The organism is Actinoplanes sp. NPDC019969, assembly GCF_055562375.1.
This window is the reverse complement of the sequence record NZ_JBVHFK010000001.1, coordinates 33008-55589: the sequence shown is the minus strand read 5'-3', so window position 1 is coordinate 55589 and position 22582 is coordinate 33008. Positions and strand designations below refer to the sequence as shown.

21 protein-coding genes are annotated in these 22582 nt (G+C 71.3%); 15 read left to right on the top strand and 6 right to left on the bottom strand.

Features of this window, described 5'->3' with window-relative positions:
• Window positions 1-284 precede the first annotated feature (284 nt).
• The 9 genes from rsmD (at window position 285) to mutM (ending at window position 6406) form a co-directional block, all read left to right on the top strand.
• Window positions 285-848 (top strand): 16S rRNA (guanine(966)-N(2))-methyltransferase RsmD, encoded by a 564-nt coding sequence (gene rsmD / locus ACZ3II_RS00265; protein ID WP_465515439.1) that lies wholly within the window; start codon window positions 285-287, stop codon window positions 846-848.
• The gene (gene coaD, locus ACZ3II_RS00260) at window positions 845-1324 is read left to right on the top strand and encodes a pantetheine-phosphate adenylyltransferase (protein ID WP_043527490.1); all 480 of its coding nucleotides are present in this window, start codon (window positions 845-847) and stop codon (window positions 1322-1324) included. Before rsmD ends, coaD begins: the two co-directional genes overlap by 4 nt.
• A 20-nt stretch (window positions 1325-1344) precedes the next feature.
• A complete protein-coding gene (locus ACZ3II_RS00255) occupies window positions 1345-1842 on the top strand; it encodes an SPFH domain-containing protein (protein WP_043527491.1) in 498 nt (165 codons plus the stop codon).
• A 75-nt stretch (window positions 1843-1917) separates the two neighbouring features.
• Entirely contained in the window at window positions 1918-2481 is a 564-nt protein-coding gene (locus ACZ3II_RS00250; protein ID WP_465515438.1) for a YceD family protein, read from the top strand.
• Window positions 2482-2486: 5 nt separating this feature from the next.
• Window positions 2487-2660 (top strand): 50S ribosomal protein L32, encoded by a 174-nt coding sequence (gene rpmF, locus ACZ3II_RS00245; RefSeq protein WP_043527495.1) that lies wholly within the window; start codon window positions 2487-2489, stop codon window positions 2658-2660.
• Between the two features lie 36 nt (window positions 2661-2696).
• Entirely contained in the window at window positions 2697-3665 is a 969-nt protein-coding gene (locus tag ACZ3II_RS00240) for a phosphate acyltransferase PlsX (RefSeq protein WP_465516567.1), read from the top strand.
• The gene (rnc, locus tag ACZ3II_RS00235) at window positions 3658-4383 is read left to right on the top strand and encodes a ribonuclease III (protein WP_465515437.1); all 726 of its coding nucleotides are present in this window, start codon (window positions 3658-3660) and stop codon (window positions 4381-4383) included. The genes ACZ3II_RS00240 and rnc overlap by 8 nt, the downstream gene beginning before the upstream one ends.
• A complete protein-coding gene (locus ACZ3II_RS00230; RefSeq protein ID WP_465515436.1) occupies window positions 4380-5540 on the top strand; it encodes a hypothetical protein in 1161 nt (386 codons plus the stop codon). The genes rnc and ACZ3II_RS00230 overlap by 4 nt, the downstream gene beginning before the upstream one ends.
• A gap of 14 nt (window positions 5541-5554) precedes the next feature.
• The gene (gene mutM, locus ACZ3II_RS00225; RefSeq protein WP_465515435.1) at window positions 5555-6406 is read left to right on the top strand and encodes a bifunctional DNA-formamidopyrimidine glycosylase/DNA-(apurinic or apyrimidinic site) lyase; all 852 of its coding nucleotides are present in this window, start codon (window positions 5555-5557) and stop codon (window positions 6404-6406) included.
• Here the strand turns inward: mutM and ACZ3II_RS00220 are convergent.
• The 4 genes from ACZ3II_RS00220 to ACZ3II_RS00205 all read right to left on the bottom strand — a co-directional run bounded on the left by ACZ3II_RS00220 (window position 6399) and on the right by ACZ3II_RS00205 (window position 11460).
• Window positions 6399-6944, bottom strand: a complete 546-nt coding sequence (locus ACZ3II_RS00220; protein ID WP_465515434.1) for a spherulation-specific family 4 protein — start codon at window positions 6942-6944, stop codon at window positions 6399-6401. The genes mutM and ACZ3II_RS00220 overlap by 8 nt on opposite strands.
• Complete coding sequence (locus tag ACZ3II_RS00215) at window positions 6941-9226, bottom strand: hypothetical protein (protein WP_465515433.1); 2286 nt, start codon at window positions 9224-9226, stop codon at window positions 6941-6943. Before ACZ3II_RS00215 ends, ACZ3II_RS00220 begins: the two co-directional genes overlap by 4 nt.
• 346 nt (window positions 9227-9572) lie before the next feature.
• A complete protein-coding gene (locus ACZ3II_RS00210; RefSeq protein WP_465515432.1) occupies window positions 9573-11102 on the bottom strand; it encodes a DUF3492 domain-containing protein in 1530 nt (509 codons plus the stop codon).
• A gap of 70 nt (window positions 11103-11172) precedes the next feature.
• Window positions 11173-11460 (bottom strand): hypothetical protein, encoded by a 288-nt coding sequence (locus tag ACZ3II_RS00205; RefSeq protein ID WP_465515431.1) that lies wholly within the window; start codon window positions 11458-11460, stop codon window positions 11173-11175.
• Between the two features lie 279 nt (window positions 11461-11739).
• Between ACZ3II_RS00205 and ACZ3II_RS00200 the strand changes: the two genes are divergently transcribed.
• From ACZ3II_RS00200 to ACZ3II_RS00190, 3 genes are all read left to right on the top strand, one after another.
• On the top strand, window positions 11740-11934 hold the full coding sequence (locus ACZ3II_RS00200) for a hypothetical protein (RefSeq protein ID WP_043532705.1): 195 nt from the start codon (window positions 11740-11742) through the stop codon (window positions 11932-11934).
• A 285-nt stretch (window positions 11935-12219) separates the two neighbouring features.
• Window positions 12220-15801: a chromosome segregation protein SMC gene (smc, locus tag ACZ3II_RS00195; protein WP_465515430.1), complete on the top strand. Its 3582-nt coding sequence runs from the start codon at window positions 12220-12222 to the stop codon at window positions 15799-15801.
• 5 nt (window positions 15802-15806) lie between these two features.
• Entirely contained in the window at window positions 15807-16412 is a 606-nt protein-coding gene (locus tag ACZ3II_RS00190) for an HAD family hydrolase (RefSeq protein WP_465515429.1), read from the top strand.
• A gap of 58 nt (window positions 16413-16470) precedes the next feature.
• Here the strand turns inward: ACZ3II_RS00190 and ACZ3II_RS00185 are convergent, their stop codons facing one another.
• Window positions 16471-18150, bottom strand: coding sequence for an alkaline phosphatase D family protein (locus ACZ3II_RS00185; RefSeq protein WP_465515428.1), 1680 nt, complete (start codon window positions 18148-18150; stop codon window positions 16471-16473).
• A gap of 139 nt (window positions 18151-18289) precedes the next feature.
• On the opposite strand from ACZ3II_RS00185, the gene ftsY reads away from it, so the two are divergent.
• Window positions 18290-19480 (top strand): signal recognition particle-docking protein FtsY, encoded by a 1191-nt coding sequence (gene ftsY, locus ACZ3II_RS00180; protein WP_465515427.1) that lies wholly within the window; start codon window positions 18290-18292, stop codon window positions 19478-19480.
• Between the two features lie 39 nt (window positions 19481-19519).
• Window positions 19520-20317 (top strand): aminoglycoside phosphotransferase family protein, encoded by a 798-nt coding sequence (locus ACZ3II_RS00175; protein ID WP_465515426.1) that lies wholly within the window; start codon window positions 19520-19522, stop codon window positions 20315-20317.
• A gap of 166 nt (window positions 20318-20483) precedes the next feature.
• Here ACZ3II_RS00175 and ACZ3II_RS00170 read toward each other — a convergent pair whose 3' ends face one another.
• On the bottom strand, window positions 20484-20882 hold the full coding sequence (locus tag ACZ3II_RS00170; protein WP_465515425.1) for a hypothetical protein: 399 nt from the start codon (window positions 20880-20882) through the stop codon (window positions 20484-20486).
• Window positions 20883-21192: 310 nt separating this feature from the next.
• Between ACZ3II_RS00170 and ACZ3II_RS00165 the strand changes: the two genes are divergently transcribed.
• A complete protein-coding gene (locus ACZ3II_RS00165) occupies window positions 21193-22578 on the top strand; it encodes an ammonium transporter (protein WP_465515424.1) in 1386 nt (461 codons plus the stop codon).
• Window positions 22579-22582: the final 4 nt, after the last annotated feature.

Genomic DNA, 22582 nt, shown 5'->3' with positions numbered 1-22582 from the left:
CTGCACGGAAAGGACGCGGAGACTCGGTGGTGGACGGAGGCTCCGCCGGACGCCTTCCGGTGTAGGCCGCGGGAAACGGACGATAGAACGCACCCGCAACGTCGCCCGACGATAGTCATTTCGGATGGTCAAAGAAACGTCTCAGCAGCCGCTAATGCTCTTGTGGCCGATCTGTGATCTTCGCTCTACGGAACGGAAGCGTATCGTCGCGCGTAGTTCCCATCTCGGGGTAAAAGTTCACGCGTCGGTGGGCGGACCGGGGTGGTGAAGTAGCGTCGCCTCTGATGACCAGGATTATCGCGGGCGCCCACGGCGGGCGCCGTCTCGCTGCTCCGGCCGGCGCGCACACCAGGCCCACATCGGACCGGGTCCGCGAGGCCTTCTTCAGCGCACTGGAAACGATGACCGACCTCTCCGGGGCGCGGGTCGCCGATCTCTATGCCGGATCCGGCGCGATCGGGCTCGAGGCGCTGTCCCGGGGGGCCGAGCACGCGCTGCTCGTCGAGGCGGACGCGAAGGCCGCCCGGGTGATCCGGGACAACATCGTCGCTCTGAAGGTCGGTGCGGCCGCCCGGCTGGTGACCGGCAAGGTCGTCCAGGTGCTGAGCGACCCGCCGGCCGGGGGGCCATACGACGTGGTGTTCGCCGATCCGCCGTACGCGCTCGGCGACGACGAGATCGACACCGTGCAGGAGGCGCTGGTGGCCAACGGCTGGCTGGCGCCGGACGCCGTGGTGATTTTCGAGCGGTCCAAGCGCAGTGGGCCGGTGAGCTGGGTGGACGGTCTAGCTGGGGACCGTACCCGGCGTTATGGGGAGACCACTCTTTGGTACGGTCGCCGATCATGAGACGAGCGGTGTGTCCAGGCTCCTTCGACCCGGTCACCAACGGGCATCTCGACATCGTGGGACGGGCCAGCCGGCTCTTCGACGAGGTCATCATCGGAGTCCTCATCAACCAGTCGAAGTCCGGGCTGTTCACCATCGAGGAGCGCCTGGAGATGCTGGGCGAGGCGACCGCCCAGTACCCGAACGTGCGCGTCGCCTCCTTCCACGGCCTGCTCGTCGACTTCTGCCGGGACCAGGGCGCGGCCGTGGTGGTCAAGGGCCTGCGGGCGGTCAGCGACTTCGACTACGAGTTGCAGATGGCGCAGATGAACATCGGGCTCTCCGGTGTGGAGACCCTGTTCATGCCGACGAATCCGCTTTACTCGTTCCTGTCGTCCAGCCTCGTGAAGGACGTCGTGAAGTGGGGCGGGGACGCGTCGGCGTACCTGCCGGACAATGTGCTGGCCCGGCTGGTGGGCCGGCTGAAGCAGAATTAGTCGACGGGAGTGAGGCGCCGGTGGATCCGCTCGACCGTATAGACGAGCTCATCGAGCTGGTTCAGGACGCACGCTCGGTGCCGATGTCCCGGACGAACTTCATGTTCGACCGGCACGAGATGGTCGAGCGCCTGGAAGAGTTGCGCGCCGAGCTTCCCTCCGAGCTGCGCAAGGCCGCCGCCGTGCTGGACGAGCGGGACCGGATCGTGGAGGCCGGCCGTCGCGAGGCGGACCGGATCGTCAGCGAGGGTGAGAGTGAACACGCCCGGCTGGTCTCGGTCAACGAGATCACCGTCTCGGCCGAGCACGAGGGCGCACGGATCATCGCCGAGGCGCGGACCGAGGCGCAGCGGCTCCGGGAGGAGGTCGACGACTACGTCGACACCGCCCTGGCCAACTTCGAGCAGTTCCTCACCCGGGCGCTGGCCTCGATCGAGCGGGGGCGTGACAAGATGCACGCGCTCCGCGAGATCGGCACGTTCCAGGGTGAGGACGCGGAACGCCCCCTACCTTTTTAAGTACGCCCGATTCGACGACGTCCTACAAGCTCAGGTAATGTTTTCGGTCGGCCTACCCATGGCTGAGGAATCACGATGCCCAAGTCACCGCAGAGCCACCTTGACCCCAGGAAGCCGCTGGTCGTCGACACGACGAAGCTCCCACGGCAGCCTGGTGCGACGCGTGCCCTGAAACGGGTGGTGCCGGCCCCGGCGGACCTCGGTCTGGAAATGATCTCGGTTCCCGAGGGCTCGGACCTCACGCTCGATCTGAGCATGACGTCGGTGTCCGAGGGGGTCTACATCAGCGGCACCGTCAGCGGCTCGCTCCACGGCGAGTGCGGACGGTGCCTCAACGAGATCGACAAGTCGTTCGAGGTGTCCCTGGCGGAGCTGTTCGCGTACGAGGACAGCACCACCGAGGAGACCACCGACGACGACGAGGTGGGGCGGATGCAGGGCGACCTGCTAGACCTGGAGCTGGCGGTCCGGGACGCGGTCGTGCTGACGCTGCCGACCACCCCGCTCTGCCGCCCGGACTGCCCAGGACTGTGTCCCGATTGTGGGGTGCACTTCGACGACCTCCCGGCTGACCACAGCCATGAGGAGATCGATGCTCGCTGGGCCGCTTTGCGCAACCTGACACAAAACGAGGAGTAGGAACCGTGGCCGTCCCCAAGCGCAAGATGTCGCGCAGCAACACCCGCTCGCGCCGGGCCAACTGGAAGGCGACCGCGGTGGTTACCGCGGCCTGCTCCCAGTGCAAGTCGCCGAAGCTGCCGCACGCCGCCTGTGGTGTCTGCGGCACCTACAACGGCCGTCAGGTCCTCGAGGTCTGACGACGCCGCGTGACGCGCCCGATCTTCGGGCGGGTCGTGCCCGAGCGGTGGCGAACCACCGGTGCCACGGCTCCCGGACAGAGATCTGTCGGGGAGCCGGGCATCGCGAGGATCGCCGTCGACCTCCTCGGCGGGGACCAGGCTCCCGCCGTCGTGGTTGACGGCGCTCTTCGCGCTTGCAGGGCGGATCCGTCCCTCCATCTGACTCTCGTCGGCCCGGCCGAGGCCGCCGACGCGGTGGTCGCCGCCCTGAAACCGGCCGAACGTCGCCGGGTCACCACGGAGATCACCTCCACCGGCACCGTGCCCGGCGCGATGCGCCTGGTCGCCGAGGGGCGAGCCGACGCGATCGTCTCCGCCGGCGACACCCGGGTGGCCGTTCTCTCCGCCGCCCGCGAACTGGGCCGCTGGCCCGGTGTCCGCCGTCCCGCGCTCACCGCCGTGCTGCCGACCGCCGCCGGCCGGGTGATCCTGCTCGACGTGGGCTCGGCCGTCGACTCCGACGCGGAGACCCTGGCCTGGCACGCTCGCCTGGGGGCCGCCTACGCCTCGGTCGTGCACCGCATCCCGGCCCCGCGTGTGGGCCTGCTCACCATCGGCACCGAGCCCGGCAAGGGCGATCGCCTGCGCCGCTCGCTGCCCGCGCTGCTCTACGACCTGCCGCTGCCCGGCGGCGCCCGCTACGCCGGACTGGTCGAGGGCGGCGACGTCGTGCTCGGCCGTGCCGCCGACGTGGTGGTGACCGACGGTTTCACGGGAAACGTACTGCTCAAGGGCTTGGAGACGGCGTACGCGCTGACCGGCCCGCCCACCCCGGAAAAGGATCTGCCGCCCCGCGCCGCACTGCTGCTCGGGGTCTCCGGCACGGTCGTCGTCTGCCATGGTGCGGCGACCGGCCCGGATGTCGCCGCGGGCATCGCGCTCGCGGCCGACCTGCATCGCCGCGCCTCGGTCGCGGCAATCGCCGATCTGCTGAGAGCCCAGCGAGGTATCGCCCATGATTGACAAGCGCCGCCGTCCGTCCACCGAGCCGCTCGAGGAGGCCTTCGGTGTGCCGTTCAAGCCGGAGCTGCTGGAACGCGCGCTGACCCACCGCTCGTACGCCTACGAGAACGGTGGCCTGCCGACCAACGAGCGCCTGGAGTTCCTCGGCGACTCGGTGCTCGGCGTGGTCATCACCTCGGCGCTCTTCCACAATCACCCGGACCTGCCCGAGGGCCAGCTCGCCAAGCTGCGGGCCAGCGTGGTGAACATGCACGCGCTCGCCGACGTGGCCCGCGACCTGGGCCCGGCCGGGCTCGGCCCGCACCTGCTGCTCGGCAAGGGCGAGGAGACCACCGGCGGGCGGGACAAGGCGAGCATCCTGGCCGACACACTGGAGGCCCTGCTCGGCGCGATCTACCTGGAGCACGGCCTGGAGATCGCCAGCGAGGTGATCCACCGGCTGTTCGACCCGCTGATGGCCGAGTCGGCCGGCCGGGGCGCGGCCCTGGACTGGAAGACCAGCCTGCAGGAGCTGACCGCGGCGCTCGGGCTGGGCGTGCCGGACTACGAGATCGAGGACTCCGGCCCGGACCACGCGAAGACCTTCACCGCCTGGGTGGTGGTGGCCGGGGAGAAGTACGGCGGCTCCGAGGGCCGCAGCAAGAAGCAGGCGGAGCAGCGGGCCGCGGCGGCCGCCTGGCGGACCCTGACCGAGCAGTCCGAAGCCGACGAACAGTGACCACGGCGGTGGAGGCACCCGTCAAGGAGAGCCTGTGGGAGAGAGCCGGCCGGTGGGACGGTGTCCTGACCGCGGTCGGCATCCTGGCGATCACCCGAGCGGTGCAGCTCCTCATGATCGCCTGGCTGGGCACCGCCACCGCACCGCCCAAGACCGTGTGGGACCGGCTGCTGATCTGGGACGGCGGCTGGTTCCTGCGGGTCGCCATGGATGGCTATCCGGACGGTTACACGTACGACGCGCAGGGCAAGCTCGAAGGCAACGAACTCGCCTTCTTCCCGGTCTACCCGATCCTGATCCGGATCGGCGCGGCGCTCGGGATCGAGCCCGGGACGGCCGCGATCGGCGTCGCCTGGATCGCCTCGATCGGCGCCGGTGTCGCCCTGCACCTGCTCGGCTCGTCGCTCTACGGCAAGCGGGCCGGCTGGGCCCTGGTCGCGATCTGCTGCACGGCCCCGGCTTCCGTGGTGCTGTCGATGGCGTACTCGGAAAGCCTCTTCATCGCCCTGGTCGCCGGCATGTTCGTGGCCGCGCATCGCCGGGCGTGGTGGGCGGCCGGCCTGCTCGGCCTGGCCACCGCGCTGAGCCGGCCGACCGGCGCCGCCGCCGCGATCGGCCTCACGGTCGCCGCGCTGATGGCGCTGCGCGACGAGGAGAACAAGCTCAAACCGCTCGCCGCGGCGGCGGCCGCGCTCGCCGGGGTCCCGCTCTACCTGGGCTGGGTCGCCTACCGGGTGGGTGACCTGAGCGCCTGGTTCAAGATCCAGACGGCCGGGTGGGGCACCTCGTTCGACTTCGGCAGCAGCACCGCCGAGTTCCTCTGGGACACCCTGCGCACCGGGGACGGCTGGATCCCGCTCAGCGTGGCGTTCATCCTGCTCGCGGCCCTGGCGGCGGCCGGGGTGGCGCTGGCGCAGAAGCACTGGCTGCCGCTGGTCGTGTACGGCGTGGTCGCGATGATCCTGGTCTACGGCCAGGCCGGTTTCTACCACTCCAAGCCGCGGCTGCTGCTGCCCGTACTGTTGACGCTGCTGCCCGCCGTCGTGGCGGCGGCCCGCGCCCGCCCCCGGGTCGCGGTCCTGTCGATCACCGCCTGGGCGCTGTTCGGTCTCTGGTACGGCGCCTACCTGGTGACCGTCTGGCCATACACGCTGTAAAGGACCGTTTGAAGGTGCCTGAACTCCCCGAGGTCGAGACCGTCCGGATGGGCCTGGCGAAGTGGGTGACCGGCCGCACCATCGCCGCCGCCGAGGTGCTGCACCCCCGTGCGATCCGCCGCCACCTGCCCGGCGACGGCCACTTCTCCGCGGTGCTCGCCGGCCGTACCGTCCAGGACGTCTCCCGCCGCGGCAAATACCTCTGGCTGCCGCTCGACTCCGGTGACGCGATCATCGGCCACCTGGGGATGAGCGGCCAGTTGCTGATGCAGCCGGCCGACGTCCCCGACGAGAAACACCTGCGGGTCCGGTTCACCTTCACCGACGGCGGGCCGCAGCTGCGTTTCGTCGACCAGCGCACCTTCGGCGGCCTGTCGGTCTCCGAGGGCGGCGCCGAACTGCCGGACGAGATCTCGCACATCGCCCGCGACCCGATGGACCCGCTCTTCGACGACACGGCGTTCATCGCCCGGATCCGGGGCCGGCACACCGAGGTCAAACGGGCCCTGCTGGACCAGACCCTGATCTCCGGGGTCGGCAACATCTACGCCGACGAGGCGCTGTGGCGGGCGGGGCTGCACGGCGCCCGGCCCACCGACCAGCTCACCCGGCCGGCCGCGCAGCGGCTGCTCGGGCACGTGCGCGACGTGCTCGCCGAAGCCATCGTGGCCGGTGGCACCAGCTTCGACGAGCTCTACGTCAACGTGAACGGGGAGAGCGGCTACTTCGACCGGTCGCTGAACGCCTACGGCAGGGAGAACGAGCCCTGCCGGCGGTGCGGGGCGATCATCCGCCGCGAGCAGTTCATGAACCGGTCGAGTTTCAGCTGCCCCAAGTGCCAGCCACGGCCCCGGGGCGTCAGCTGACGGAGTGCGCGGTGATGCGGGGCGCGGCGTCGGTCGCCAGGCCGAACCCGGCGCCCCGCCGCCCCATCAACCGGCGCGCGGCGGTCAGCAGCGGGGCCGGGACCCCGTACACGATGTGCCCGTCGCCGGGCCGCACCCCGTCACCGTCCCAGCTCTGATACGCCGACCACGGCCCCTCGAACGTGCAGATCCGCACCCCGAGATCCCGGTACAGCGGATGCGTCGGCACACCCGGGTTCAGCACCACCCGGTGCAGCCCGCGCCGGGCCGCCAGCCGGACGGTCAGCGCCACCGGCCCGACCCCGCCGGACCCGGCCGGCGCCCGGTCCAGGAACAGGCCCTCGACCCCGTCGGCCCGCCACGAGTCCACATCGGCGAGCACGTCGGCCAGCGACCGGCTGCCCCAGTCCAGGTCGATCCGGCCGAGCGACTGGTGCAGGGTACGGCGGTCACCGGGCCGTTCCCGGACGATCCACGTCTCGGAGTCGAGTTCCAGTTCGGGCGACGGGTGGGCGTACGGGGGGAACAGGGTCTTCACGGCGTCCTCCGAAGATCAGCGGCGGTCAGGGCGACGATGAGCAGGCCGGCGAGATGGGTGGCCGCGAGCACGGCGACCGCGGCGGGCAGCAGCCCGGCCGGTGTGGCGAACAGGGCGAGCACGGCTGCGGCGCCCGGCGGGATGGCGGCGAGAGTCGCGGCGATCCCGTGCCGGGAGCGGGCGGCCAGCAGGAAGGTGACCGCGAACACCCCGCCGAGCAGGGTGCCGGCGGCCAGCGCGAGAACCGCGTCCCGGGCGCCCGGGACGGTCGAGAACCCGTACGGCAGCCGGTAGGCCGCGATCAACAGGCCGCATCCCGCCGCGAGCGGTGGCAGCAGCCCGGCCAGGGTGATCGCGGTGACGTTACGGACGTGCCGGTCGAACTCCTCCGGCGTCTCCGCCGAGTCCAGCCCGGCGTCCAGACGGGCGGTGTGCCAGCCGATCAGGCCCTCCAGCAGCGGCACGGCCAGCAGCAGCGGCAGCGCGGCGGGCAGCGGCATCACGGCCGGGCCACCCCGCCACAACAGCGCCACACAGACCGCCTGCGCCGCGCCGATCACCAGGTAGGCGACGCCCCGCCGGCGGTCCGCGGCGGTCAGCCGGGGCGTCCGGCCGGACGCCCCGGTCAGGGTGCCGGGCAGCAGGGCGGGACGGAACGCGCGTACCGCGGTCGCCACGATCGCCGCCGGCAGCAGCGTCTCCACCGGCACCAGCGCGGCCTCCGCGACCCCACCGGCCTCGGCCATCACCGCGGCGGCGAGCAGCCAGCACGGCACGTACCACCCGGCGACCGAACGTTCCGCCCGGGTCACCAGCGCCGCCGTCACACTCCCCAGCGTGAGCAGCCCGCCGACACCGACGGTCAGGGCCAGCGCCCGATCCGGGCCGACCAGCGCGTCCGGCGCGATCCACACCAGCGCACACCACAGCCCGATCACACCCGCGAACCCCGCACCGACCAGCCGGGCCGCGACCGCCGGCCCACTCCGGCCGGCCACACTCACCCCGAGACCGGTCAGCCCCTGCGCCGCGGTCCAGCCCAGCAGCAGCATCACCGCCGGCACCGGCCACGCCACCCGCCCGAGGGCCCCGGCGCCCGCGACGGCGGCGCTCAGCGGCCCCAGGTAGAGCCCGCACCGTACGGCAGCCGCCCCCAGAAAAGCACGCCGCGCATGCGCACGTCCGGCTCTGCGCCGACGTCCCTCTCCGCGGTGGTCCCTCTCACTTCCCTCTCTCTGGTACGCCGTACGCGCGCCCCCCTCGCCGGAAGAGGCATCGTCATCCCCCGGCTGCACCTCCTCCTCCGGCCCGGCCTCCCGTTCCACCCAGCCCAGCGGAGCCTCCTCCAGCGCCGCTCCGCCCTCCCACGCCGGCGCGTCCGCCCACACCGAGGGAGCCGCGTCCGCCACGGCCGGCCCCTCCGCCCACGTGGCAGCCGCCGCCGGTTCCTCCGCCCATGTCGCGTTCGCCGGCGCTGGGGCCTCCGTCCATGCCGCGGGCGTCGCTGCCGGGTCTTCCGTCCATGCCGCGGGCGTCGCTGCCGGGTCTTCCGCCCATGCCGCGGGCGTCGCTGCCGGGTCTTCCGCCCATGTCGCGTTCGCCGCCGCCGGGTCTTCCGCCCATGCTGCGGGCGCCGCGTTCGCCGATTCGCCCGCCCACGTTGCGGGAACCGTGTTCGCAGCCGCCGCGTCCGCCCACGCCGAGGGAGCCGCTTCCGTCGAGGCCGGGGCGTCCGCCCACGCCGTACCCAGCTCGTCGATCTTGACCGGCTGGCTCGCAGAGCTGTTTCCGGGGGCGGGAGACAGCCCTGAGAGCCAGCCGGGTTCGGTACCGCCCGCCCGGACGTTCCCGCTGTCGTCGTGGCCGCCGCTCAGCGGCCAGGCGCCGGGGCCCGGCCGGTCCGGGGCCTCGAAGACCCGGCCGTCGATCAACCCGGACGCCTCGCACGGGTCGGTGATGCTGGCGTACGGGAGGTCCTGCCCGGCGTTCGTGGCCCACGGGTCCCACGCCGGCGCCGGGAACGCGACGTCGCCGAGCCCCTGCTCGCCGGCCGGCGTTTCACCGAGCCCGTACGGGCCGGCGAGTGACTGCGGCCGCCCGCTGACCGGGCCCGGCTCGTCGGGCGCGGCATGCCGTCCCCCGTTGCGCCGGCGTGGCGGCGCCAGCTCGGACTGCAGGTCGGCCGCGTGCCGGGGTTCACCCGCCGTGTTCTGCCGCCGCCGATTCCGGTTCCGGGCGGTACGTGTGGTGGACCCACCCGTGCCACGAGGTGTGATCGTCATCGGTACTCCTTCGTGGACACGCCCGCACCGAGCAGAGTGAGCGCACGGCCGCCGAGCCGGCCCCGGCGAGCATCCGGGCGCGAGCCGTCGCCGAGGCGGGTCATCGCCGCGGTGAGGCCTGGCTGGGCGACGGCTCGCGGTTGGCCTAGGCGGCTGGCGGAGCGCGGGCCGTCGTGGAGGCTGGTTTTCGGGGTGCGGTGACCTGGGTGAGCGACGGCTCGCGGTTGGCCCCGGCGGCTGGCAGAGCGCGGGCCGTCGTAGGGGCCGGTTTTCGGCGTGTGGTGACCTGGTTGGGGGACGGCTGGCGGAGCCGGCCGTCGCCCGGGACGGGTGGTGACGGTGGTGGTCATGAGGTGGTCTCCCGGGTGAGCCAGCGCAGGGTGGCCGGTGGCGTGATCCGTGGGGCGGGGACGGTGAGCGCCAGCTCGAACGCCCGCGGGGGCGGTGGCGCCGCCAGGTCGGTGTAGAGCGCCCCGTACACCCGCACCACCCGGTCGACCGTGAAGTGGTTGAGGGCGCGCTGCCGGGCGGCGTCGCCGAGGGCGCGCCGCCGGCCGGGGGCTTTCAGCAGGCCGACGATGGCGATGGCGAGTTCGGACGGGTCGCCGGCAGGCACCAGGAGGCCGGTGTCGCCGAGGGTCTCCCCGGCCGGCCCGATGTCGACGCCGACCACGGCGCGGCCCGACATCATGGCTTCGACCAGCCGGTACGGCGGGTCGGCCGGCCCCGGCACGTGGGCGACGACCTGTCCGACGGTGTACCGGTCGCGCGGGTCGGCGGGCAGCGGGTGCAGCCGTACGGCCCGGCCCAGCCCGGTGCGTTCGATCTGTTCGGCGCAGTGTTCCTCGTGGGCGGCGGTGACCCCGACCAGGTGCAGCACCGCACCCGGCAGGGCGGCCGCGACCTCGGTGAACGCCTCGAGCACGCTGGACAGCCCGCTGTCCGGCCCGCCGCTGCCGGCCCACACCACGGTCGGTGTCTCGCTCGGTTCGGCGGCGCCCGGGTACTCCCGCGGGTCGACTCCGGCGGGCACCGGGACGAGCCGGGCGGGTTGTGCCCCGTGGTCCAGCGCCCAGCCGTGGTGGTAGGTGCTGAGCGGGGCGATCAGTTCGGCCTCGGCGTACCCGGTGCGGGCCACCGACGTGCGGAACCGGCGCAGCACGGCGCGTACGGCTGCGGAGAGCCGGTCCTCGGCGGGACGCTGCCGGGTCACTGCCGCGCGGGCCTCGGTGAGCAGGAGCGGGGTTCCGGTACGCCAGCGCCCGGCCAGCGCGGCCAGCAGCGGTGTGGTGCCACCGACGCAGTGCACGAGCTCGGCTTCGGGCAGTGGCACCGCGAGCGCCCGCATGGCGTGCCGCAGCAGGGTCGCGGCGGTTCGCGCGTCCCGCACGCTGAGCCGGGGCAGCACGGCCTGGTCGGCGCCGCCGGGCGTGTGCTGCCGCCAGGCCTCCAGCAGCGCGTCGGCGAGCGGCAGGGCGGCCAGCGGATCCGGGTGGCCGTCGTCCGGCTGGTGGAGCCCGGCGATGCGCCGCAGACCGTCGCCGAAGAGGGAGGCGGCAGGGGTGTCGTCGCCGAGCAGGCCCCGGCAGAGCAGGGCCGCGGCCTCGGCGGCGCCGTCGGGCAGGGCGGCGCGGCGGCGTTCGGCGCGGGCGGTCTCGCGGCCCAGCGCGACGGCGCGCGCGGAGCCGACATTGAACGGGAGCGGGTACGCCGGGGCGGACGGCAGTTCACGGTCCGTGACGGTCAGCAACTCGAATCGGAACCGGCGTAGTCCCTCGACGAGGGTCCGGCACCAACCACCGAGGGCGTCCCGCCGGTACGGGTACCCGCCGCCGGTGAGGAGACAGATGCGCTCGCGCGACGGGGTCGGATTCACGCTGGAGGCAACGACACAACCTGCCGAAGTTACCGGAGCATGTCGGCTAGGCGACACAATTACGTACCTTTTAAGCCGATTTGTCGGCCGTCTTTGCCCGTTTTTGCCCGAAAGGACACGACGTGCGGACCCGGTAGGGCTGAATGTCGTCGATCTCCTGCGCGCCACGGCCGGTAGGTGGACGATCTCCGTCCGTGGCGCGCGGCGTGGCACACGCCGAGATCGAATCCGGCGCGCGTATCAGATCTTGCAAAAACGGGCTGCTCTTGACGAGATCGACATGCCCGCGAAAGATGGATAAGGCCTGCTCGGGTGCCCTGGTGGCGTGATTCACTTGACTCGCGCGCACAACCGGCATGGCCTCAGCTTGACGATGCGTGGGTATCAGCGGACTATGGAGTTGTCGCCAGTCGCGCCCACTCATGCCTCTTATCGGTGGCCTGAGTTCTCGCACCATCAGAGCCCCGTTGATTCGTTAGCGGGTTTCTGCGCTCACGCGTGCCCGTGAGTGTGTGTGCGTCGGTTCGCATCGAGTTTCATGCGCACTGGACCGCGGGGTGCGTAAAGGGCGCCACGTTGGCCGGCTTATCCGGCAACGCATCACAATACGAGACGCAGCGCGTCACAAGGAGTCACGATGGCGAAGGCCCTCTTTGGCCACGTAGGTGCGGCGCCCGACCGGCGCCTCCTCGACGAGGTCACCCGACTGCGTTCCAGGGTCCAGTCCCTGGAGTTCGAGGTCACCCGCCTGCAGGCGGAGAATGATCGTCTCGCGGCGGCGGCCGCGGAGGCAGACGAGTTCGCGCGGCTGACCGAGCCCGCACTGACCTGAGCTCCGCCCCCCGGATGCCGGTGAGTTGACGCGGGGAGACCAGCCGGCGTTCACACACCCCTCGGACGCAACGACAGAGCACCAAAGACGCACCGAAGACGCACCAAAGAAAAAGCGCGCCTCCACTCACGTGGCGGCGCGCAGCTTTTTGGCCACGTGATTACCGCCGTGGCAAACCCTCGGCGGGTAGCCTGCCACCCAGCAGACGAACCGTTGAACGCCACAGCAGTCGCGGGCCGCGGGTGAAAAGCGGCCGCGGGCGTCCCCGCCGACCCCCGGAGATCCGTGCACCTCAAGAGCCTGACGGTCAAGGGCTTCAAGTCCTTCGCCTCCGCCACCACGTTGCGGCTGGAACCCGGCATCACCTGCGTGGTGGGGCCGAACGGCTCCGGCAAGTCCAACGTCGTCGACGCCATCGCCTGGGTTCTCGGCGAGCAGGGCGCCAAGGCGCTGCGCGGCGGCAAGATGGAGGACGTCATCTTCGCGGGCACGTCCGGCCGCGCGCCGCTGGGCCGCGCCGAGGTGACGCTCACGATCGACAACAACGACGGCGCTCTGCCGATCGACTACACCGAGGTGTCGATCACCCGCCGGATGTTCCGGGACGGCGCCAGCGAGTACGAGATCAACGGCAACTCCTGCCGCCTGCTCGACATCCAGGAGCTGCTCAGCGACTCCGGCATCGGCCGGGAGATGCACATCATCGTCGGCCAGGGCCGGCTCGACGCGATGCTGCACGCGAAACCCGAGGACCGCCGCTCGTTCATCGAGGAGGCGGCGGGCGTACTGAAACATCGCAAACGCAAGGAAAAGGCGATCCGCAAGCTGGACGCCATGCAGGTCAACCTGAATCGTCTCGGCGACCTGACGACCGAGCTGCGGCGGCAGCTCAAACCGCTGGGCCGGCAGGCCGAGGTGGCCCGCCGGGCCGCCGGCATCCAGGCCGACCTGCGCGACGCCCGGCTCCGGCTGCTCGCCGACGACTTGCACACCCTGCGCACCACGCTGGACAAGGAGATCGCCGACGAGTCGGCGATGCGGGACCGGCGCGGCCACGTCGAGGCGGAGAACCGCGAGGTCCAGCGGATGCTCGCGGACCTGGAGCTGGCGCACGCCGAGGACGCGCCGCTGCTGCAGGCCGCGCAGGACGCCTGGTACAAGCTGTCCACCCTGCAGGAGCGGTTCCGGTCGACCGAGCAGCTGGCCACCGAGCGGCTGCGGCACCTGGCGGCGACTCCGGACGACGAGCGGCCCGGCCGTGACCCGGAGATGCTGGAGGCCGAGGCCGAGCGGGTCCGCGAGCAGGAGGAGGAGCTGCGCGAGGCGCTCACCGAGGACCAGATGCGGCTGGCCGAGGCGGTCGAGCACCGGCAGGACCTGGAGCGTCAGCTGGCCGCGGCCGAGGGCGAGCTGCGGGCGGCGGCCAAGGCGATCGCCGACCGGCGGGAGGGCCTGGCCAAGCTCGTCGGCAACGTGAACGCGGCCCGTGCCCGGACCACCAGCGCGGCCGAGGAGATCGAGCGGCTCGCCGTGGCGCACGAGGACGCGCTGATGCGGGCCGAAGCCGCGCAGGGCGAGGTGGACCTGGTCGCGGCCGAGTCGACCGAGGCCGACCGGGACAACGCCGACCTGGACGCCCGGCACGACGAGGCGGTCGCCGCGCACGACCGGGCCGCCGCCGTGGTCCGGGAGCTCAACGACACCGAGCGTGCCGCGGAGAAGGACGCCGCCAGCTGGAAGGCCCGCGAGGAAGCGCTCGCGATGGGCCTCAAGCGCAAGGACGGCGCCGGCGCGCTGCTGGCGAAGGCCGGGCAGGTGCCGGGCCTGCTGGGCAGCCTCGCGTCGATGCTGACCGTGCGCCCCGGTCACGAGGTGGCGCTGGCGGCGGCGCTGGGCGGGCTGGCCGATGCGGTGGCCCTGTCCGGCGTGGACGAGGCGATCGAGGCGATGCGTACCCTCAAGATCGCCGACGCCGGGCGCGCGGACCTGGTGGTCGCCGGATCCGCCGGGCCCGGGATGCGCGGCCCGCTGGAGAGCCTGCGCCCGGAGCTGCCGGACGGCGCGGTCTGGGCGCCCGAGGTGGTCGACTGCCCGGAGCAGATCCGGCCCGCGCTCAACCGGGCGCTGCGCGACGTGGTGCTGGTGCCCGACCTGGCCGCGGCGGCCGCGCTGATCGCTGCCAACGCCGAACTGCGCGCGGTCACGCCGGAAGGTGACGTGCTCGGCGCCTACGCGGCGGCCGGTGGTTCGGCGAAGGCGACCAGCTACATCGAGGTGCAGGCGGCGGTCGACGAGGCGAAGGCCCGGCGGGCCGTCGCCGAGGAGACCATCGCCGAGGTCAAGGAGCAGCTCGGCGCGGCCCGGGCCGAGGTCGCCGAGCTGAAGCAGGCGGTGACCGTGGCGGCCCAGGCCAAGCGGGCCGCCGAGGGCGAGCGCAACGCGGCCGCCCGCCGCCTGGCCGAGCTGGGCGCCGCCGCCCGCTCGGCGAAGGCGGAGAGCGAGCGGCTCGGCGCGTCCCGGCAGAAGGCCGAGGCCGCCCGGGAGGCCGACCTGATGCGGGTGGCCGAGCTGGAGGAGCGGCTGCGGCTCGCCGAGGACACCCCGATCGACGAGGAGCCGTCGACCGAGGAACGGGACCGGCTCGCCGCGCTCGTGCCACAGGCCCGGCAGAACGAGATGGAGGTCCGGCTGGCGGTGCGTACCGCCGAGGAACGGGTCTCCTCCATCGCCGGCCGTGCCGATTCGCTGATGCGCCAGGCCAACCAGGAACGACAGGCCCGGGAACGGGCCGCCGCCCGGCGGGCCGCCCGCGCCCGGGGCGCCGAGATCGCCCGCGCGGTCGCGCACGGCGCCGCCGCCGCCCTCGAACACGTCGCCGTCTCGCTGGCCGCCGCGGCCGACCGCCGCGACCAGATCGCCAGCGAGCGGACCATGCGGGAGGCCGAGCTGCAGGAGGTGCGCGCCACCGCCAAGCGCCTGGTGGCCGAGCTGGAACGGCTCACCAGCGAGGTGCACCGGGACGAGATGGCCCGGGCCGAGCAGCGGATGCGCATCGAGCAGCTGGAGGCCAAGGCCGCCGAGGACTTCTCGCTCGACGTGGAGACGCTGATCAGCGAGTACGGCCCGGACCAGCTGGTGCCGCCGACCCAGGCCGACGTGGCGCAGGCCGAGAAGGACGGCAAGCCGGCCCCCGACCCGGTGCCGTACCACCGGCCGATCCAGGAGAAACGGGCCAACAAGGCGGAACGCGACCTGACCCTGCTCGGCAAGGTCAACCCGCTCGCCCTGGAGGAGTTCGCGGCCCTGGAGGAGCGGTACAAGTTCCTCTCCGACCAGCTCGAGGACCTCAAGGCCACCCGCAAGGACCTGCTCACCGTGGTCAAGGACGTCGACGACCGGATCCTGGAGGTCTTCACGTCGGCGTTCGAGGACACCGCGCGCGAGTTCCAGACCGTCTTCCAGGTGCTGTTCCCGGGCGGTGAGGGCCGGCTCATCCTCACCGACCCGGAGGACATGCTCACCACCGGCGTCGAGGTGGAGGCCCGGCCGCCCGGCAAGAAGATCAAGCGTCTGTCGCTGCTCTCCGGTGGTGAGCGGTCGCTGACCGCGGTGGCGATGTTGTGCGCCATCTTCCGCGCCCGGCCGTCGCCGTTCTACATCATGGACGAGGTGGAGGCGGCCCTCGACGACGTCAACCTGGGCCGGTTGATTACCCTCTTCCGACAGCTTCGTGAGAAGAGCCAGCTGCTCATCATCACGCACCAGAAACGCACGATGGAGGTCGCGGACGCCCTGTACGGCGTCACGATGCGCGCCGGCGTCACCCAGGTGATCAGCCAGCGTCTCAACCGCGACCCGGAGGAGTAACAGAGATGCGCGATCGCGCCCAGGCCCTGTTGATCGACCTGGACGGCGTGCTGCGCCGCTGGGACCCGGCCCCGATGATCGCGGTCGAGGTGAAGTACGGCCTCAAGCCGGCCTCGCTGCTGGAGACGTCGATGTCGTGGGACGTCTACCAGCCCGCGATGGCCGGGGAGATCACCCACGCGGAGTGGATGAAGCTGGTCGCCGACCGGCTGCCGATCGACGAGGCCGCCGCGGCGGTCGCCGAGTGGCAGGCGTACCGGGGCGAGCCCGACCCGGAGGTCCTCGCGTTCGTCCGTGAGGTGCGGGCCGGCGGCCGCAAGGTCGGCCTCGCCACCAACGGCACCGACCTGCTCGCGAGCGACCTGGACGCGCTCGGGCTGACCGGCGAGGTCGACCTGGTGATCAACTCGTGGGACCTGAAGGTGCACAAGCCGGCCCCGGAGTTCTTCGAGAAGGCCTGCCTGGCGATCGGCGCGCTGCCCAAGCACGTGCTGTTCGTCGACGACGACGACCGGGTGATCCGGGGAGCGCGCTCGGCCGGCCTCAGCGGTTACCGCTGGGCCGGGCCCGAGCACGTCCCGTACCTCCGGAAGGTCCTCGACCTGCCGTGAACCGATCAGCGTGTTGATTTCGGGCGCGCATAGCGCCCGAAATCAACACGCTGGGTTTTCAGGGGTGGTAGTCGACGGCGGCCACGTCGAAGAGGTCGCCGTCCTTGGTGGTGCCCTCGATGCGGGCGCTGGCCACCCGGCCGCTCAGCTCGAGGGTGCTGATGGCGTTGCCGAAGTACGGCCCGGCCAGCTTCTTCCAGCGCAGCGCCGGCTTGTGCACGTGCGCGGTCCGGGCCAGCGCGCGGGCGCTCTGCACCACGCCGGGCCACCAGGCGACCCGCATCAGCGGGCGCAGCGGCAGCGGCACCTCGTTGTGGATCGGCGAGCAGGTCAGCTGGTACACCGGGGTGGTCACGGTCGGCCCGAAATCGGCCCGTGCGACGTACGAGTGATGCACATCACCGGAGAGCACGCTGATCGAGGCGGGCGCGGGGTACGCCTGGCCGGCGCCGACCCGTTCCGAGCCCTGCCGCTGGTGTCCCTCGCCGAGCCGCCGGAACAGCTCGCCCAGCGCCGCGAACGACTTGCCGAACGACGCCCAGTGCTCCAGGTCGAAGGTCCGTCGCAGTTTCTCGCCGAAGGCCGCCGTCCGGGCCCGCGGGGACTCGGCGATCCGCTCGTTCCACGCCTCCAGGTAATGGATGGCGGGCGGCATCAGCCACGGCAGCGACGACCCGATGACCAGATGGTCGTAGTCGCCGTGGGCGCGGTCCATGAACCAGTTCCACTCGGCGGCCGGCAGCATCGCCCGGGCGCCGGGGGTGAGGACCCGGTTGCACCGGTTGTCCAGCACCACCAGGCGGGTGCGGCCCAGATCCAGGGAGAAACTCCACTGGTACGGGACGTCGGTGTTCTCCGCCGACTCGGGCTCGTCGACCGAGCGGCCGAACTCGCGCATCAGCTCGGTGGCGTCGTCGGTGGACGTCACCTTCTGAAAGAGCGGGTCGGCCGCCAGCTCGTCCGGGCTCAGGTTGCCCAGGTGCTGATAGATCCAGTAGGAGGCGAGACCGCTGGCGATCCGCTCCCGCCACCACGGCTGCTTCGCCATGTCGGCCCGCCAGGACGCCGAGGTGTTCCAGTCGTCGATCAGCTCGTGATCGTCGAAGATCATCACGCTCGGCACGGTGGAGAACAGCCAGCGCACCTCCGGGTCCCGCCACGACTCCAGGTACAGCTTGGTGTACTCGTCGAACGTGACCACCTGGGTCTCCGGGCCGTCGTGGCCGTTGCGGCGGCGGCGCTTCAGGAACCGCCGGATCCGGGCCGAGGTCTCGTCGGCGTACACCTGGTCGCCGAGGAGCATCAGCAGATCGGGGCGGGCCTGCGGGTCGGCCATCAGGCGGCGGGCGTACGCGTCCAGCGCGTCCGGCGGCAGCCAGCGGCCACTGGCCTCCGGTGTGCCCTTGCGGCAGGAGCCGAAGAGCAGGTTCACCGGCTGGTCGTGGTCGTCGGCGGCCCGGGTCCGGATCACCGGGGGCGGGTATGCCGAGTCGGCCTCGGGCCAGACCTGCCGGTCGTCGAGGAACAGACGGTACGGGTTCGCCGAGCCGGTAGCGAGGCCGTCGATCGTGACGATCGCATAGTGGTGGCCGTACGCCGCAAAGGTCCTGGTCGAACCGGAACCGGCGCCGTCCACCTCGACCCGCGCCTGCGCGGGCCCGCTGGTCTCCATCCACAGGGTGGCCCGGTCGCCGTCGACGCGTCGCAGCACCGGTCCGATGAGAAGTTGAGCGGTCACCGGACGTCACCGGGATCGTGCTGCATGGGGATTCCTCCACGCTGTTTCGAGGGGCGTCCCATCCTCCGCCAATTCGGTACGGAATCGCCAGTGCGCTACCTCCGCCACGGCCGGACGGCTCATCTGTCAGGATTCGGGCATGGAATACGTGGTCGCCGCAGTGATCCTGCTCGTCGTCCTGGTCGTGGGCGCGGTCGGCCTGGTGGTGCCGAAGATGCGCCGCCGGGACCTTCCGCCGCCGCCCGCTTCGGGCTCGACCACCACCCTGGAGCGGCCGCCCGCCGTGCCCACGGTGCCGCCGGTCGAGGAGGAGATCCCGCCGCTCATCGTGCCGCCCGCGCCTGCCGAGGCGCCGGTCGCCGAGGCGCCGGTGGTGGAGAAGCCGGTCGTCGAGAAACCCGAGCCGTCCGCCGGGCGCCTGGTCCGGCTGCGGGCCCGGCTGGCCCGTTCGCAGAGCGCCCTCGGCCGCGGCCTGCTCAGCGTCCTCTCCCGGGACCACCTGGAGGAGGAGGACTGGGAGGAGATCGAGGAGAGCCTGATCACGGCGGATGTCGGGATCGAGGCCACCCAGGTGATCGTCGAGCGGCTGAAGGAGCGGGTCCGGGTCCTCGGCACCAAGACCGTCACCGAGGTCCGGGAGCAGCTCGTCGACGAGCTCGTCGCGGCGCTCGAGCCGGACATGGACCGCAGCCTCAAGACCCTCTCGCACGAGGGCCGGCCCGCCGTGGTCCTGGTCGTCGGGGTGAACGGCGCGGGCAAGACCACCACCTGCGGCAAGATCGGCCGGGTGCTGATCGGCGACGGCGGCAGCGTGCTGTTCGGTGCCGCCGACACGTTCCGGGCCGCCGCGGCCGACCAGATCCAGACCTGGGGCGAGCGGGTCGGCGCCGAGACCGTCCGTGGCCCGGAAGGGGGAGATCCGGCCAGCGTGGCGTTCGACGCGGTCAAGCGGGGTATCGAGACCGGCGTGGGCACCGTGCTGATCGACACCGCGGGCCGGCTGCAGAACAAGGTCGGCCTGATGGACGAGCTCGGCAAGGTCAAGCGGGTGGTGGAGAAGCACGGCCCGGTCGACGAGACCCTGCTCGTGCTCGACGCCACGACCGGCCAGAACGGTCTGGAGCAGGCCCGGGTCTTCACCGAGGTGGTGGATGTCACGGGTGTGGTGCTCACCAAGCTGGACGGCACGGCCAAGGGCGGCATCGTCATCGCGGTGCAGCGCAAGCTGGGAATCCCGGTCAAGCTCGTCGGTCTCGGCGAGGGGCCGGACGACCTGGCGCCGTTCGAGCCGCGGGCCTTCGTCGAGGCTCTCGTTGGCGGGGACGCGTAGTCTTCCGAGTGTGGGGAGTCCGATTCTGGGAGGCCGTGAGTGACGCATGAGCCGGTGCGCGAGATTCCGCTGCACGGTGGCAACGTCAATACGGTCTCCCGGATCGGCGACACGGTCCGGCGCAACGCGGGGCCGTGGACGCCGGCCGTGCACGCCCTGCTCAACCACCTCGAACGGGTCGGGTTCACCGGCTCGCCGCACGCCTTCGGGATGGACGAGAAAGGCCGAGAGGTCCTCTCCTACCTGGACGGCGAGTGCGGGGAGTACCCCCTCGCCCCCCACTGGGTGACCGAGGAGGCGCTGGTCACCGTCGCGACCATGCTGCGGATGTTCCACGACGCGCAGTACGGTTTCGTCCCCCCGCCCGGGGCGGTCTGGCGCGCGCTCGGCCCGCCGCCGCCGGACACCGAGGTGATCTGCCACCACGACGCCGCCCCGCACAACGTGGTCTGGCGGCCGGACGGCACCCTCGCCCTGATCGATTTCGACCTGGCGTCGCCGGGCTCACGGCTCTACGACGTGGCGTACGCGGCGTGGACGTGGGTGCCGCTGTTCAGCGACCGGGACTCGTACACGCTCGGGTGGAAACGGCCGAACCGGCCGCGCCGGCTACGGCTGTTCGCCGACGCGTACGGGCTCATCCCCCGGGACCGGCACCGCCTGGTCCGGACCATCCGGAAGCGCATCGTGGACCACGTCGAGGGCATCCGGCGGATGGCCGCGATCGGCGACCCGGCGTTCGTCCGGATCGTGCACAAGGGCCACCTGCGCCGGCCCATGCGCGACCTGCGGCTCCTGGACTACGAGCGGCACACGCTTGAATATGCGCTGCGCTGAGTAAGCCGACGAGGTATGTGGCGTTCGGCGATGAACTTGAGGAAGCCGAACATCGGGCTGTTGCTCATGCGCTAAATTCAGCCAAATGATGGTTCAACCGATCACCGCGTAGTGGCCGAGCCGATTGCAGTGGCTTGGCCCACCACGCGGTGTTCAATTCGTCAGCTCAGCACTTGTACTGAACGACGACGGCCTGGTGGCTGGAGATCTTGTTCCATCCCTTGGGCCAGGACTTCCAGACGTGACCCTGCCGCGATGTGGCGCCGCACGACGGGTCGACGTAGAAGCCGTCAGCGTCTTTGATGGAAGTCTTCGAGCTGTAGCCGGGCGAAACCCACTTCCAGGCCTTGCTGCCCCAGTCCGAGGTCACCTTCAACGGGCTGTTGGACGTCGACAGATTGGTCACCGAACCACAGAGCCCCGCTGTGCATTCAGCGGCAGACGCCGGCGTCGGGCCGAGCAGCATTGCTCCGGCCACCGTAGCGGCACTCGCAATGGAAATCGCGCGAAGCCGTTTCCCGAAGGTCTCCCGAGGACTCTGATCGACAAGTTTGGAATGTGTCATGCGTGGAAGGCTATATGTGTGATTGTGCGATCTCCATGAAAGAATTGGTGATCGAGTTCATGATGCGGTTCGGATGCCCTGCCTGATAGGCGGGAGTCAAGGTCCTGGTCGACGCGGACCACGTGTGTCCGTGCCTCGCAAGGCCCTGTGAGGTTTCCGTCACACGTAGGAAACAACCCGTCACCAGCCGGAAATCGCGCATGGCCCCTCCGTGAAACAGCGGGCCGGAAAGCTTCGCGCCGAACCGGCCGACAGGCGGCGTTGCCCCAGGTCCGGTGTGCGAGGACACCTTATTCCGAGAGGAGGCAGCGTGGAGATCAACACCGGCAATACCGCTTGGTTGCTCCTGTCGTCTGCGCTCGTTTTGCTCATGACACCGGGTCTGGCGCTGTTCTACGGTGGCCTCAACCGGTCCAAGGGCGTTCTGAACATGATGATGATGAGCTTCAGCGCCATCGGGCTCGTCAGCGTTCTGTGGATCATCTACGGCTTCTCGCTCGCCTTCGGCGTCAACAGCAGCGAGGGTACGAACAAGTTCATCGGCAACTTCGACTACCTCGGCACCCCGGTCGCGAAGATCACCGAGGAGTGGCTGTTCTTCGGCGCCAACACCGGCATCCCGACGTACGCCTTCCTGGCCTTCCAGATGATGTTCGCCATCATCACGGTCGCCCTGATCAGCGGCGCCGTCTCGGACCGCATGAAGTTCGGCGGCTGGGTGCTGTTCGCCCTCGGCTGGTTCACCATCGTCTACGTCCCGGTCGCCCACTGGGTGTGGGGCGGCGGCTTCATCGGCGCCCAGATCAAGGCTCTCGACTTCGCCGGTGGCACCGCGGTGCACATCAACGCCGGCGCCGCGGCCCTCGCGCTGGTCCTCATCCTCGGCAAGCGGATCGGCTGGCCGAAGGAGAACATGCGGCCGCACAACGTGCCGTTCGTCGCCCTCGGCGCCGGCCTGCTGTGGTTCGGCTGGTTCGGCTTCAACGCCGGCTCCGAGCTGACCGTCGACGGCACCGCCGTCATCGCCTTCATCAACACCCAGGTCGCCACCGCCGCCGCGCTCGTCGGCTGGGTCGCGGTCGAGTGGATCCGAGACCGCAAGCCCACCCTGGTCGGCGCCTCCTCCGGCGCGGTCGCCGGCCTGGTCGCCATCACCCCGGCCTGTGGCTTCATCGCCCCCGTCCCCGCCGCCATCCTCGGCGTCGTCGCCGGTGTGGTCTGCGCCCTCGCGGTCGGCCTGAAGTACAAGCTCGGCTACGACGACTCGCTCGACGTGGTCGGCGTCCACTTCGTCGGCGGCTGGATCGGCTCCCTGGCGATCGGCCTCTTCGCCACCGACACCGTCAACTCGGCGATCACCGACGAGAAGATCCTCGGCGCCAGCAACGGCCTCTTCTACGGCGGCGGCGTGGAGCAGCTGGGCCGGCAGTTCCTCGGCAGCATCACGGTAACGCTCTACTCCTTCGCCATCGCGGCGGTGCTGGCCCTCATCTTGAAGGCCGTCAAGCTCCTCCGCGTCAGCGAGGAGACCGAGGTCGGTGGCATCGACATCACCGCCCACGGCGAGAGCGGATACGACTTCACCCCGGCCGCCGGGGCGGGCGGGGGCGGTGCGTTCGCCCTGGCCGGCATCGGCAAGCAGGAAACCGTGGACGCTGACGGGAAGGCTTCCGTCAGCCAGAAGGTCTCCAGTTAGATTC

Bases quoted from the DNA above. Each gene is read 5' to 3' on its own strand.
- ACZ3II_RS00250 (WP_465515438.1), top strand. From the start codon at position 1,918: ATGCCCAAGTCACCGCAGAGCCACCTTGACCCCAGGAAGCCGCTGGTC.
- ACZ3II_RS00190 (WP_465515429.1), top strand. From the start codon at position 15,807: ATGCGCGATCGCGCCCAGGCCCTGTTGATCGACCTGGACGGCGTGCTG.
- ACZ3II_RS00200 (WP_043532705.1), top strand. From the start codon at position 11,740: ATGGCGAAGGCCCTCTTTGGCCACGTAGGTGCGGCGCCCGACCGGCGC.
- ACZ3II_RS00205 (WP_465515431.1), bottom strand. From the start codon at position 11,460: ATGCCGGTTGTGCGCGCGAGTCAAGTGAATCACGCCACCAGGGCACCC.
- coaD (WP_043527490.1), top strand. From the start codon at position 845: ATGAGACGAGCGGTGTGTCCAGGCTCCTTCGACCCGGTCACCAACGGG.
- ftsY (WP_465515427.1), top strand. From the start codon at position 18,290: ATGGAATACGTGGTCGCCGCAGTGATCCTGCTCGTCGTCCTGGTCGTG.
- rsmD (WP_465515439.1), top strand. From the start codon at position 285: ATGACCAGGATTATCGCGGGCGCCCACGGCGGGCGCCGTCTCGCTGCT.
- rnc (WP_465515437.1), top strand. From the start codon at position 3,658: ATGATTGACAAGCGCCGCCGTCCGTCCACCGAGCCGCTCGAGGAGGCC.
- ACZ3II_RS00170 (WP_465515425.1), bottom strand. From the start codon at position 20,882: ATGACACATTCCAAACTTGTCGATCAGAGTCCTCGGGAGACCTTCGGG.
- ACZ3II_RS00215 (WP_465515433.1), bottom strand. From the start codon at position 9,226: ATGACGATCACACCTCGTGGCACGGGTGGGTCCACCACACGTACCGCC.